This is a genomic window from Muricomes intestini (assembly GCF_004346165.1).
GTDB lineage: Bacteria > Bacillota > Clostridia > Lachnospirales > Lachnospiraceae > Muricomes > Muricomes intestini.
Window position 1 is genome coordinate 1 of sequence record NZ_SLZZ01000034.1, and the last position, 13,173, is coordinate 13,173.

Consider the following 13,173-nt stretch of genomic DNA (forward strand, 5'->3'; position numbering starts at 1 on the left):
TATGCGGTAATCCCTGTTACCATTAGTCTTTATCAACTAATATTTTACAGGTAAATCCACGAATCTACAATTGTGAGGTCACTTCATATTATCTATTTTTACTTTAGAAAAGCAAATGCTGATATTATTGCCCAGAAGGCAGCGGAACGTGAAGCGGCAGAACAGGCTGATGCTGCGGCCCGGGTTGCCGAGTCATAAACAAAGATAAAAAGCTACCCAGTTTTGTAAAAATGACAAGATTGGGTAGTAATCTGTTCATAGTAATTTTGCAACGAATTAGGAGGAATTTAATATGGAAACAAACAGGCTTACCAGAGAAGAGATTTTTAAATGGTGTTCTATTCCAAAGGAGGAGTTAAAAAATCAAGAAGGGCTAAAGACAAAACTGGAAATCCGCAAAGATAAAGCCACGGTGATGACAGAGCTGGGCAATATGATGGCGGACGAGGTGATCGAGCATAACAGACAGGGTATTCCGACAAAATGGGTATTGCCGGCAGGGCCTACAGATGAATATGATATTTTTGTTGACCGTGTTAATAAAGAAAGGATAGACCTTAAGAATCTTTGGATATTTCATATGGATGAATTCCTTGACTGGGAAGGCCGCCCGCTTCCTGTTGCAGACACATATGAAAGCCTGGAAGGGACTATGAATGCCTGCTTCTACGGACGCATTGACAATGAATTGAATGTTCCCCAGGAGCAGAGGATCTGGCCCAGAATTGACAACATTGATTATGCAGATGAACTCTGTGAGAATCTGGGAGGAGTGGATACCGTGTGGGCGGGAATCGGGGCAACCGGCCTGGTGGCATTTAATGAAGCTCCCCGCAGCTACTGTTACCGTCTGAGTGTGGAAGAATATGCACAGGGAAAAACAAGAATTGTAGACTTGAATGATGATTCTATTATCGCTATGTCCCAGCGCTCTTTCGGCTGCTGTCTGGATCGGATTCCCCCAAAAGCGATTACCCTTGGATTCAAAGTTATGCTTTCGGCAAAGCGGGCTGTTTATATGGTAGCTACGGGAACATGGAAGCAGACGGTTTGCCGTATTCTCTTATTCAGTGAGCCCACAGTAGAATATCCGGTTACAATTATACCAAAATATGTTCAGGATGTAGTTCTGTATACAACAGAAGAGACAATTGATCATCCTATGTCTCATGAGACGAAAGGGTGGTAGATTATGGCGAAAAAAGATGTTATTGTGCTCAACAGCCATGGGGCAGGGCAGTATGCATATGCTGACCACATGCCCAAGTGGGGAGAAACCTTGAGCGTAAAGAATTGGTATGTGGCAGAGGATGGGGGAAAAGGAACTAATGTTGCTGTTGCATTAGGGCGGCTTGGTATTGATACTGCTTATATTGGAAAAGTCGGCAATGATCCATGGGGAGATTTGGGGGAGAAGTGGCTGAAGGAAGCAGGAGCCGATGCCACTTACATGTACCGGACAGATGAGGTATCTACAGGAACCGGACTCATTCTGATAGGACCGGAGGGGCAGAATACGGTTATTGACGGGGACAGCTCCAGTATTGTCTTAAAAGAGGAGGAAGTGATTCAGGCCCTGGATAATATGAAGGGCTCTACATTTTTTGTTACAGGATTTGAAGTGCCTATGCGTATTGCACTTGCAGGTGCGAAGTATGCAAAGAAGCTGGGAATGCTGACAGTGCTGAATCCAAGCCCTCTGCCGGAAGAACCGATGAAAAAACTGGACTATATAGACTACTTATTTATCAACGAAGTAGAGGGAAGATATATCTGCAATGAGGCAGAGGATGCGGAACTTGAACCGCGCAGGTTAATGGAAGAAGTGCAGGAAATTTATGGAGTAGGGAATGTGATTATGACCTTGGGGGCTGAGGGGAGCACCGCCCTGCAAGGGGAGGAGTTTTTTAATATCCCCCCTGTCAGGGTAGAAAAGGTAGTAAATACGGCCGGTGCCGGAGATGGGTTTATGGCGGCAGCAATCGCAAATCTTGTCTGGGGAAAAACACTGAAAGAGGCCATGGAATGGGCGGGCAAATATGCAGCACTCTCTGTGACCATCAATGGTACGATTCCTGCATACCGCCCCCTTGACGAAGTAAATGCATTCATAGAAAAATACAACTGACAGGAAGAGGCAGCAATACTTTATAAATATATAATCAGCAGGCGTATCTATAACGCCGAAAACAGAGGAGGAAAACAAAATGGGACATTTTATAACAGGTGTGGTTACGGAGATTCTGACCCCATTCAACGAGGAGGGAAGTATCAATTATCAGCAGGTGGAGGAACTGATCACCTGGCAGATGACAAAGGGAATTAAGACTTTCTTTGTCAATGGTCTTGCGGCAGAAAGCCAGGCACTCTCCAACGACGAAAAAATTAAGCTGTTAAAAACAATTTATGGTGTGACACAGGGAAAAGCTAAGATCATGGCGTGCGCGTTTGAAAATACAGTCAGACAAAACAAGGAGCTTCTTGACCTTTATGAGGAAACAGGTCTTGCAGATGCCTATTTTATCACGGCACCGCCTTTCTTCCGCCATACACAGGAGGCACTGTATGATTATGCGGCAGAGCTGATTGATTATGCGGAGCGTCCAGTTTATATATACAACTGTGCACAGATGGGAACCTTGTTTGCGCCGGACACACTGTGCAGACTGGTAAACAAACATCCAAACTTAAGAGGATTTAAGGATGCTTCCGTGGACATATTGAACTTTATCCAGTGTACGCTGCGTGTTGATCCGGAGAACTTTGATTTCCTGGGAGGATGCGATGGACTTGACGGCGTTATGATGCTTCTCGGAGCAGTAGGCTGTGTATCATTTATGGCAGTTCCATTCCCGAGGGAAATGATCGATATCGTGAAAGCAGGACTGGAAGGCGACAGAGAAAAATGTATTGCAGCTCAGCATAAAGTGCTTCGCATCCGCAATCTGTGCAAACAGGCACCGTTTAATGCAGCGTGGATATATGCGATGAAATATGGAGGAGGACCGGCAGGAATGCACTCACGTATGCCGGCAGACCAGGATTATGTACCGGGAGAACTGAAAAAGCAGCTGGATGATCTGGCAGGCCAAATGGGATATGATGTGCAGTAGGCGAAAGGAGACCCGAATGTCATGGAATTAACGAAAGTAAATTTTAAACCCTCATTTTTTGGTGATCGTCCCGTGGAACTGATTTGTGACGGAGCACTGAGCGCTGTTGCATTTCGATATGAGACAGGGGTGTGCGGGCTGCGCATTAAAAATCAGCACTGTAGTATGGTGGTTCTGCCATATATGGGGCAGCAAATCTGGTTTGCAGAGTTTGAAGGTAAGAATCTGACCCAGAGGTCAATTTTCGATCAGCCTCAGGCCACCACAAAGTTTGGTGATAACTATGGCGGATTTTTGCTCCACTGCGGCCTGACAAATATCAATTGTGCGGGGAAGGGGGAGGACTATCCTCTTCATGGAGAATTGCCATTTGCAGATTATCAGGAGGCATATACAGGGATAGGGCATGATGAAAAAGGAAAGTATCTCGTGGCCGGCGGAACATTTGTATACCGTAACAGTCAGGAATATCATTATGCCTACAGCCCTCAGCTTCGCCTCTACGAAGATGCCTCGGTCGCAGAAATGTATATTGACATTCATAACCGCCGGGGCAGCAGCCTGGACTATATGTTTATGTGCCACATGAACTGGCTTGCAGTGGAGGGTTCCCGCCTTGTATATAGTGCAAAAAAAGATAAAGAACATATGAAAGTAGATCCAACCGAATTAGGCGGTGATTCAGCCCGCGCAGTGCATATCCGCAAATATGGAAAGAAATTGCTTGAGGATCCGGCACTGGCGGATGTGCTGGATTCTAAGACTCAGTGCTATGATCCAGAGATGTGTATCAATATTTGCTACGAATCAGACAAGAAGGGATGGGCACATGCCATGCAGGTAATGCCTGAGGGAGATGCATGTTATGTAGGATTCTGCACAAATAAGCTCCCATATGCACTGCGCTGGTTCTGCCGCACAGCTGATGAAGACGGTGTCGGCATTGCGCTGCCGACAACAGGTACGAACCGTTCTACTGCTTATCAAAAGGAAAACGGATACTACAATACACTACCCCCGGGAGCTCATGATAATCTTCGGTTTGACTTTGGCTATTTAGATAAAGAAAAAGCACAGGGGATGGAATATTACATTGAAGATATTTTGAAAAATGCAGATTAGAGGAGGGGAAAATATGTCTATGAAAATTGCATTATTTACGGCCGGCTTTTCTAATTATCCAATTGAGCGTGTTTTCAAAGCTGCCGCAGAAAATGGGTATGACGGAATTGAAATCGGAGGATTCAGGCCACATGCGTATGCACCCGATCTGGCAAGAGGGAGAGCTGCAAGGATTCATCAACTTTCCGAAGAATATGGGCTCCCTATTATAAGCTATGCACCGGAAAATACAGGGTCCCCATACAGTCTGGTTTTTGAAGACTCACAGATGAACAAAGAAAGTCTGGATTATTTTAAAATGACACTGGATATGGCAAAAGAAATTGGCTCTGAATACTGCATGTTTGCGTGCAACCATCCTGGATATGGCCGAAATAGAGAAGATGTAAAAAAGCTTTTCATTGAAAATATGCAGATTTTGACCGAGTATGCTGAAAAGATTGAACAGACTATTATTCTGGAGCCGGTTACACCATATGAGGGCACTATTATTGTTACATCCGATGACGTGCGCTGGGCCCTGGATCAGGTTCACTCCTCCAGATTTAAGTGTATGCTGGACCTGGCAGCCCCATTTACATGTGGAGAGCCAATCTGCTCATATTTTGAAAAGATGGGGAAGGATGTAAAACATATTCATTTTGTGGATTGTGAAAAAACTAGTGAAGATCATTTGATTCCCGGAGATGGGGAGATGGATTTTCCGCGTATTGTAAGTTATCTGAAAGAAATCGGCTATGACGGCTACCTTTCTCTGGAGCTGTTCAGCCGCTATGCAAATGAGCCCGCTTTTTCAGCAGAAAGAGGCTATAAAGTAATACGAAACTTATTAGACGAAAATTAGGGAGATAAAAGACATGGGAAAATTTGGTCCGATTGATGTTATTGTGTTAAACAGCCACGGTGTAGGACAGGTATGCCATATTAAAAGATTTCCGCGCCGGGGTGAAACTCTGGAAGCTACAAACTGGCACGTAGAAGAAGACGGAGGCAAGGGTGCGACGGTTTCAGTTGCACTTGGACGCCTGGGGGTCAGCACGGGATATATTGGAAAGGTCGGCTATGACCCGTGGGGAGACATGGGAGACCAGTGGATGAGCGAGTCCGGGGTTGATACTACTTATATGTACCGCGATCATTGTGTCTCTACAGGCACAGGTCTGATTATGATTGAGGACGACAGTACAAACACAATTGTAGATGGGGACAGTGCCTGCCAGGCCCTGACCTGGGAAGAGACACATGATGCTATCGATGCCATGAAAGAGGCAAGGGTATTCATCACTGGATTTGGAATGCCTTTTCGCAAGGCTCTGGATGGGGCAAAAATTGCAAAAGAGGAGTATAGGATGATAACTTTTTGTAATGTAAGCCCTTTGCCAAGTGAAGAAATGGGGGATTTAAGTTTTCTGGATTATATGGTCTTGAACGATGTAGAAGCAAAGACCCTATGTGATTTGCCGGAAGATACAGATGAGTCATCCATTAATATTTTAAAACAGATAAAAGAAAAATATCACTGCAAGGGTGTGATCATGACCTGCAGCTCGAAAGGAAGTGCAGTCTTAGACGGGAATGATTACTGGAAAGTAGCCCCGACTCCTGTAAAGGCAGTGGACACGATTGGTGCCGGAGACGGATACCTTGCAGCAGTTGCAGCAAACCTTGTGTGGGGCAAAGATCTGCGGAAGGCCACAGAGTGGGCAAGCAAATATGCGGCCTATAAAGTCACCAGACCAGGCAGCATGACTAAAAAGCCCGGATGCGGATATCCGCAAAAGGAAGAAGTGAATGCATTTATGAGACGGGTGGAGAAGTATTCGTGACTTGATTTACCATTGGAGGATGTTTCTATGATGACATATACGTTGTGTAAGGGGGAAGTCAATTTATAAAATTCAAGAGCTTGTAAAAAAAACCAATAGACCGGGTATAATAAAAACCTCCAAATTGATGTGAGATAATTACAACAGTTTGGAGATTTTTATTATACCAAAGAGAACACAAAATGAGTTACTGCAGAAACAAGCTGTGCGTCAGTATCAGGCTAGGGGATATGATGTGAGGAAATTCACCTGTGACAACCTACTGCTATGAATTGTTTAAAAATATAATGGGCAATAGAAAAAAATCTATGGATACCAGGATTATAATAGGATAATATGGAGAGAGAGAAATAGGAAGAAAATTTTTTTGCTTCTTATGCAACAGAATGCAAAGCTTTTTACTCTTATGTATATAAGAACAAAATTGATATCCCGTTTTGTTCTCATTCATGAATGAAATATCTTCGCTTAGCAGTGACCGGGCGGGAGAGGAGGGAATATGTCTGATTATGAGAGTTTACCGGAACTGGTGTTAATACGGAAGTCCCGCGGGGGGGATGTAAAGGCGTTTTCCGAGCTGTATGCCAGGATTCATAAGGATTTGTATAAGTTTGCGCTGTATACGCTGAAGCATCCCCAGGATGCAGAGGATGCGGTCAGTGAAGCGGTTATCTCGGCTTATGAGAACCTTGGCATGTTAAGAAAAGAAGAATCATTCCGGAGCTGGATTTTTCGCATATTAAGTAATCAGTGTAAAGGACGGTTCAGGAACAGGCAGCAGATGGAGGAACTGGAGCCTGAGATGGCAGCGCCGGAGAGGGATTATGCAGAATTACATGACGTGCGGGAGGCCTTTGGTATATTGAACGAAGAAGAGAGAATAATCGTGGCATTTTCAGTATTTGGGGGCTATCAGAGTGATGAAATAGGAAACATGATGGAACAAAAGTCTGCCACAATTCGTTCGAAGAAGAGCCGGGCGCTGGGGAAAATGCGCAGTGTTCTGGAATAGAAAGGGGTGTAGGTTATGACGTTGAATGGAAAAGATTTGAATAAAAAGCAGGAAGAAGAGAGGCTGGAGGAACAGATTCATCAAATGACTGAGGAGGAAAAAATCCCGGAATCGCTAAAGCCCGACAATATTGGAAAGCTCCTGGAAAAACAAAAAAGTAAGAAGATATTTCACTGGAGACCGGCTTATACGATTGCTGCAGCAGCATGCAGTGTTCTTATAATAGGACTTGCGGCTCTAGGCGGAGTACTTCAAAAGAATAATGGTTCAGCCGGCGGTCAGGCTGCTTTGACAGACAGTACCGGAGAAAAGAAGGCGGAATCGGCGGTATCGGCAGATGGAGTTATTGCGTCGGCAAAGGATTATGATGAGGTATATAAATATATTGAGGCCGAGAGGAAGCATAATGAGGAAAGCTATTCCATGGAAAGAGGCACTGACGGTGGATTTGGCTCAACCGGGGCAGGAAGCACAGAAAGTTCGGAAAGTGCAAAAAGTACGGGGGGGGCAGACACAGACAGCCAGGCAGCGGCAGATAGAGCTTCTGGCACATCCTATTCTGATACAAATATCAGGGAAGAGGGTGTCGGGGAAGGTGATATTGTCAAAACCGACGGTAAGAATTTATATATATTAAACGGACAGCGTGTGCAGATTGTAAGTATTGAAAAGAAAGAGATGAAGCAGCTGGCAACAATCCGCCTGGAGGATAATCAGTATGCCCCTGAAATTTACGTGCAGAATGGAAAGCTGATTCTTATATATACAAGGACAGGGTATGAAGACGGGACGGAGGGGTATGGGGGAAATTACAGAGAGTATACCGTTGCAGAGACATATGATATCAGCACTCCTTCCAAGCCCAGATCCATGGGAAAAATCACCCAGAGCGGCAGCTTTTATACAATGCGTGTATCGGGAGAATATGTGTACCTTCTGAGCAGTTTTTATGCAGATACATCGGCGGGGAGAAAGGACATTGACACTTATATTCCGCAGGTACAGGGCAAGAGTGTGGACAGCAGTGATATACTGCTTCCGCCATATAGGAGCGGCAGCCAGTATACAGTGATTTCCACCTTTTCCCTGAAGGATCCGGGAGAGAAGGTGAACAGTAAGGCAGTATTTGGAAGTGCCGGACTTGTATATGTAAGCAAAGATAATATCTATGTCTGCGAGGCTTACTATAATACACAAGAATCTGATGTGACGCAGACATGTGTCAGGAAGGTGGCTTATAAAAACGGCGGCTTGAAGGCGATAGGGCAGACAAGAATTAATGGCACACTGAACGATTCTTTCAGTATCGATGAATATAAGGGAACACTTAGAATGGTAACCACAGTCAGTGCCACGGGAAGCGGCGGGGGATTTCCCATTCTTCGGTTTGGAGATATTATTCCAGGAAATGGGGCGGATAGAAAAGACACCAATTCTCTGTATATTCTAGATGAAAATCTAAATATGCTGGGAAAAATTGAAGAGCTTGCAGAGGATGAAAAAGTATATTCTGCCAGATTCATGGGGGATACCGGATATTTTGTGACTTACAGGCAGATGGACCCCTTGTTTTCCGTCGATTTATCTAACCCGAAAAGGCCAAAGATTATTGGCGAACTGAAAATACCAGGATTCTCAGAATACCTGCATCCCTATGGAGACGGCTTCCTGCTGGGAATCGGAATGGATGTGGATGAGACGGGTACGACAACCCAGGGCGTGAAACTTTCCATGTTTGATATTTCAAACCCGAAGGATGTGGAAGAGGTACAGAAATATATATTGGACGACTGTTATTCTACGGATATTTCCAATAACTATAAGGCAGCGTTTATCAACATGGATAAAAATTTGATTGGTTTCTCGGCATATGGACAGACACAGACCTATTACATGTTCTCTTATGATAAGGAAAAGGGATTTCAGGAAGTATTTGAAAGAGAGCTGAATGCGTATTCCGAGGCCCGGGGACTTTATTCCGGAGATACGTTCTATATAGTGACGGGAAACACAGTAGAGTCTTACGATTTGGATACATTTGATAAAATAGATGATATTGTATTATGAGCGTGTAAAGAAAGCCGGCTTCAAGATTAGGTTGAGAAGCCGGTTTTTTGGGATCAGATCTGGAAAAGAAGCTGGGTATAAAGAATATACAAAATAACCAAAAATCAATAAAAAAGAAAGGTGGTATTGTAAAAAAGACAAAAAAATGATAATATACTTATAAATTAAAACGTTTAAAACGTATTTTATGGCATAGGAAGAAGAAAAGGCACATGAAAGGAAATACACCCCCCAGAGTAACGATGAAAGATGTAGCAAATAGAGCAGGTGTTACAATCGGAACAGTGTCACATGTACTTAATAAAACGGCAGGGGTATCCCCTAAAACGGATGAAAAAGTAAGGAGAGCAATTAAAGAGTTGGAGTATGTCCCAAATTCAGTGGCGCGGAATATGCGTCTGAAAAGAAATCACCAAGTGGGACTGTTAATTCCAAATCTGACAAATAATTTTTATTTCAGGATTGTAAGTAGTTTTGTTGATCAGGCGGACCAGGATGGGTACACTGTCTTAATACTGGGGTATGAGTATTCTCTGGAGCGCGAAAAGAGGGCGCTGAAGACATTATATGAGAACAACGTCGGAACAATTGTGATTGCAAATGGTGCAGGAGACGAAAAGTATCTGCAGAAATATCTGAATCGGGGAATTAACATTATATTGGCAGACCGCCATACAGACTTAAAAGATATTTCTTATGTTGAATTTGAAAATACAAGGGTAATAGATGATGCCGTAAGGATGCTGAAGGAGAAGAATTACAAGAGCATTGGTTTCTTATCAGAGCCATTGACGATATCTAATATAGCAGACAGGTTTGAGGGTTATAAGAAGGCATTAGTAAATCACGGGTATGGTTTTCGTGAGGACTATGTATATATTTCTGAAAGACTATGTATGGATAATACCCAGAATGGCTATTTGTTTATGAAAGAACTTCTTGATCAAAAGAAAAAGGAAGAACTTCCGGAAGCATTTTTGATATCCTCAGATTTGCAGGCTATTGGGACTCAAAGGGCAATTATTGAGCATGGCTATACTGTACCGGGGGATTTTGGCATCGTAGGATGTGACAACCTGGAGCTTTCAGGGTACGTACAGCCAGGACTAACCACAATCAATCAGGACGGGAAGCTTCTTGGAGAAGAATTGTGGAAAATGGCAAAGATGCGAACAGAAGGAAAAGATGTTAGGAATATAGCATTAGAACAACAATTAATTATCAGAGGTTCATGTTAAAGAGGAAAAGCATTCATATTTGGAAATCTAAAATGTTAAGATTTTGATCTTAAATTAAAACGTTTTAATTTAAGGAAAGGAGGGGCGTTTTAAATACAAATTAAAATGTTTTAAATTTATAAATTTAAGAATAAAGATAATAGGAGGAAAGATTATGATGAAGTTCAAAAAATTAATTTCTGTACTAATGGCTGGTATGATGATATTAAGTCTGGCGGCCTGCGGAGGCGGGGGTGATTCTGACAGTAGCGGTAAAAGTGGAGAAGAGAGTAAAAAAGGTGATAAAGACTATGAGATTGTTGTTGTACCGAAAGATGCTTCAAATCCGTGGTTTGTAAGGATGGATACAGGCGTAAAAGAATATGCGGAAGATATGGGACTAAACGCGTACCAGAAGGGCACAGACGAAATTGATGCGACCAAACAGGCACAGTTGGTTCAGGATTTGATTGCTCAGGGTGTGGATGCAATTTGTATTGTTCCGGTGGACCCGGAGTCTATTGAGCCGGTATTAAAACAGGCAAGAGATGCGGGCATCGTAGTGGTGGCACATGAAGGCGCAAGTCTGGAAAACGTGGACTATGACATTGAAGCATTTTCAAATGCAGGATATGGAGAGTTTATCATGGACAATCTTGCAAAAGCAATGGGAGAAGAGGGTGTGTACACTACCATGGTGGCAAGTGTTACAAATGCATCACATAATGAATGGGCAGATGCAGGAGTTGCATATCAGAAAGAGAAGTATCCTAATATGACATTACTGGAGGCAGAGCCAAGGGTTGAATCTGATGACAATGGTGACACTGCATATAATGTAGCAAAAGAACTTTTTAAGAAATATCCTGACCTGAAAGGGGTTATGGGGACTTCGTCCTTTGATGCACCTGGAGTTGCAAGGGCGATTGAAGAGCTGGGTTTGACGGATAAAGCCTTTACAACAGGAACGGGTATGCCGGCTGATAATGCAGAGCTGTTGAAGAGTGGCGTTGTCAAGTCACTGACTCTGTGGGATCCGGCTCAGGCGGGCAAGGCAATGATTAGTCTTGCAGTAAAACTTCTTGACAAGGATGAAATTACAACCCCCTTGGATTTAGGCGTAGAGGGGTACACGGATATAAACTTCCGGGAAGAAAGCAAGACAGTATTGGAGGGTTCTGCCCAGATTATTATCGATGCAGACAATGTTGATTCATTTGGCTTCTAAATATTTGACGGAGGGTGTCTTAAAACTGCAGTATCCGCTGTGGGAAAGAGAGAATACCCTCTGTTCCCAAATATGAGGTAAAAGAGGAGGTGCTCTATGAGCGAATATTTATTTCGGGCAATCGATATTCATAAGTATTTCGCAGGAGTCCGGGCACTGGACGGAGTTTCGCTTGAAATAAAACCAGGTGAAATTCATTGTCTGGCAGGAGAAAACGGATGTGGGAAATCCACTTTAATTAAGATTATTTCCGGAGTTTACCAGAGAGATTCTGGAATTATAGAATTTGAAGGAGAACAGCTGAAAAAGATAACCCCGATTGATGCCATAAAAAGAGGGATACAGGTGATTTATCAGGATTTCTCTATCTTTCCAAATCTGACAGTAATGGAAAATTTAGCAATCAACAGTCAGCTTGTGGAAAATAAGAGGCTTGTAAACTGGAAACATATGAGGGAAACCGCCCGGACGGCAATTGAAAGAATTGGGTTTAAGGTAGATTTGGATGTTACGTTGGGAACATTATCTGTGGCAGAAAAGCAGATGGTCGCAATTTGCCGGGCACTGATGTTCAACGCAAAGCTGATTATCATGGATGAACCGACAACTGCATTGACAAAAAAGGAAGTAAAAGCACTATTTAAAGTGATTCTTCAATTAAAAGAACAGGGAATTTCTATTCTGTTTGTCAGCCATAAATTGGATGAAGTGTTTGAAATTTCAGAGCGTTTTACTGTATTCAGAAGTGGAAAGTTAATTGCAACAGGAAATACAAAAGAACTTGATGACAAGAAATTTTCTTATTATATGACTGGGCGTGAATTTGAAGTACGTTCTTTTGTACCGGATAAACTGAGTGAAAAACCGATATTGGAAGTGGACAATTTGTCTTTGCCGGGCAGCTTTGAAAAGATAAGCTTTTCTGTAAAAGGCGGAGAGATACTTGGAATCACAGGGCTTTTGGATTCAGGCCGCACAGAGCTGGCATTGGCGTTGTTTGGAATACACCCGGCCAAAGAGGGTGAAATACGAATACATGGGAGAGCGGTTAAAATCAGCAGTCCTCAGAAAGCAATCCAAAATAAGATTGGGTTTGTGCCGGAGGACCGCCTAAGTGAAGGGTTGTTTCTTCCACAGAGCATTGGAGATAACATTATTATCTCGGAGATTGATCATTTAAAGAAGTCAGGAATTATGGATAAAAAGAAGTGCAGGGATGAGATATTGCACTGGGTAAAGGAAATGGCTATTGCCACACCAGACCCGGAGAATGCAGCCTCGACACTTTCAGGAGGAAATCAACAAAGAGTTGTTTTGGCAAAATGGCTTGCATGTTCACCCGATATTCTGATTTTGAACGGTCCTACGGTTGGTGTAGATATTGGCTCAAAACATGATATTCATGGAATCTTACAGGAGCTGGCAAATAAAGGAATGGCAATCATCATTATCTCCGATGATCTTCCGGAAGTCATTGAAAATTGTTCAAGGCTTCTGATTCTAAAAGGTGGAAAAGAGTCGGGGAAAATGTCCACCCATGAGATTACAGAAAAAATGATACTGGACAAAATGATGTAGGGGGGTGGGG

At 43.2% G+C, this 13,173-nt stretch carries 12 protein-coding genes; all 12 read left to right on the plus strand.

Annotation, left to right across the window (positions count from 1 at the left end; genetic code table 11):
* Positions 1-72 precede the first annotated feature (72 nt).
* The 12 genes from EDD59_RS18345 to EDD59_RS15800 all read left to right on the plus strand — a co-directional run bounded on the left by EDD59_RS18345 (position 73) and on the right by EDD59_RS15800 (position 13,163).
* Entirely contained in the window at positions 73-198 is a 126-nt protein-coding gene (locus tag EDD59_RS18345; RefSeq protein ID WP_279233371.1) for a hypothetical protein, read from the plus strand.
* A 94-nt stretch (positions 199-292) separates the two neighbouring features.
* The gene (locus EDD59_RS15750) at positions 293-1,189 is read left to right on the plus strand and encodes a 6-phosphogluconolactonase (RefSeq protein ID WP_132383619.1); all 897 of its coding nucleotides are present in this window, start codon (positions 293-295) and stop codon (positions 1,187-1,189) included.
* 3 nt (positions 1,190-1,192) lie between these two features.
* Positions 1,193-2,128: a ribokinase gene (locus EDD59_RS15755; protein ID WP_132383621.1), complete on the plus strand. Its 936-nt coding sequence runs from the start codon at positions 1,193-1,195 to the stop codon at positions 2,126-2,128.
* Between the two features lie 79 nt (positions 2,129-2,207).
* Positions 2,208-3,113 (plus strand): dihydrodipicolinate synthase family protein, encoded by a 906-nt coding sequence (locus EDD59_RS15760; RefSeq protein ID WP_132383623.1) that lies wholly within the window; start codon positions 2,208-2,210, stop codon positions 3,111-3,113.
* Between the two features lie 21 nt (positions 3,114-3,134).
* Complete coding sequence (locus EDD59_RS15765; protein ID WP_132383625.1) at positions 3,135-4,235, plus strand: aldose epimerase family protein; 1,101 nt, start codon at positions 3,135-3,137, stop codon at positions 4,233-4,235.
* Positions 4,236-4,248: 13 nt separating this feature from the next.
* Positions 4,249-5,079 (plus strand): TIM barrel protein, encoded by an 831-nt coding sequence (locus EDD59_RS15770; protein ID WP_165920971.1) that lies wholly within the window; start codon positions 4,249-4,251, stop codon positions 5,077-5,079.
* Between the two features lie 13 nt (positions 5,080-5,092).
* A complete protein-coding gene (locus tag EDD59_RS15775) occupies positions 5,093-6,061 on the plus strand; it encodes a PfkB family carbohydrate kinase (protein WP_132383627.1) in 969 nt (322 codons plus the stop codon).
* Positions 6,062-6,560: 499 nt separating this feature from the next.
* Positions 6,561-7,073 (plus strand): RNA polymerase sigma factor, encoded by a 513-nt coding sequence (locus EDD59_RS15780; RefSeq protein ID WP_132383629.1) that lies wholly within the window; start codon positions 6,561-6,563, stop codon positions 7,071-7,073.
* A gap of 15 nt (positions 7,074-7,088) precedes the next feature.
* Complete coding sequence (locus EDD59_RS15785; RefSeq protein ID WP_132383631.1) at positions 7,089-9,140, plus strand: beta-propeller domain-containing protein; 2,052 nt, start codon at positions 7,089-7,091, stop codon at positions 9,138-9,140.
* A gap of 212 nt (positions 9,141-9,352) precedes the next feature.
* Positions 9,353-10,378: a LacI family DNA-binding transcriptional regulator gene (locus tag EDD59_RS15790; protein WP_132383633.1), complete on the plus strand. Its 1,026-nt coding sequence runs from the start codon at positions 9,353-9,355 to the stop codon at positions 10,376-10,378.
* A 154-nt stretch (positions 10,379-10,532) separates the two neighbouring features.
* Entirely contained in the window at positions 10,533-11,585 is a 1,053-nt protein-coding gene (locus tag EDD59_RS15795; protein ID WP_243117460.1) for an autoinducer 2 ABC transporter substrate-binding protein, read from the plus strand.
* A gap of 96 nt (positions 11,586-11,681) precedes the next feature.
* On the plus strand, positions 11,682-13,163 hold the full coding sequence (locus tag EDD59_RS15800) for a sugar ABC transporter ATP-binding protein (protein WP_132383635.1): 1,482 nt from the start codon (positions 11,682-11,684) through the stop codon (positions 13,161-13,163).
* Positions 13,164-13,173: the final 10 nt, after the last annotated feature.